1 protein-coding gene is annotated in these 851 nt (G+C 46.2%); it reads right to left on the reverse strand.

Annotation, left to right across the window (positions count from 1 at the left end; all coding sequences use genetic code 11):
* Positions 1–773: ParB/RepB/Spo0J family plasmid partition protein (locus tag D5S11_RS19670; RefSeq protein WP_128424646.1), on the reverse strand; the 773-nt coding region annotated here is incomplete at its 3' end.
* Positions 774–851 lie beyond the last annotated feature (78 nt).

An 851-nucleotide genomic window follows, 5' to 3' on the forward strand; every position in this document is an offset into this window, starting at 1 on the left:
ATAACTTCTTCAGCTTCAAATATCACCCCAGCTTTTTTCTGCTCATGAAGGTTAGATGCCTGCTGCTTAAGTAATTCCTCTTTATCTGTAAAGGCTTTTTGAAGTGCATCACCTGACCGGGCAGATAGTTCACCGGGGTGAGAAAAAAGAGCAACAACTGATTTAGGCAATTTGGCGGTGTTGATACAGCGGGTAATAATCTTACGTGAAATATTTTCCGCATCAGCCAGCGCAGAAATATTTCCAGCAAATTCATTCTGCAATCGGCTTGCATAACGCTGACCACGTTCATAAGCACTTGTTGGGCGATAATCGTTACCCAATCTGGATAATGCAGCCATCTGCTCATCATCCAGCTCGCCAACCAGAACACGATAATCACTTTCGGTAAGTGCAGCAGCTTTACGACGGCGACTCCCATCGGCAATTTCTATGACACCAGATACTCTTCGACCGAACGCCGGTGTCTGTTGACCAGTCAGTAGAAAAGAAGGGATGAGATCATCCAGTGCGTCCTCAGTAAGCAGCTCCTGGTCACGTTCATTACCTGACCATACCCGAGAGGTCTTCTCAACACTATCACCCCGGAGCACTTCAAGAGTAAACTTCACATCCCGACCACATACAGGCAAAGTAATGGCATTACCGCGAGCCATTACTCCTACGCGCGCAATTAACGAATCCACCATCGGGGCAGCTGGTGTCGATAACGAAGTATCTTCAACCGGTTGAGTATTGAGCGTATGTTTTGGAATAACAGGCGCACGCTTCATTATCTAATCTCCCAGCGTGGTTTAATCAGACGATCGAAAATTTCATTGCAGACAGGTTCCCAAATAGAAAGAGCATTT

Source organism: Bacillus sp. L75, assembly GCF_003676355.1.
GTDB classification, from domain to species: Bacteria; Bacillota; Bacilli; order Bacillales; family Bacillaceae; genus Bacillus; species Bacillus velezensis.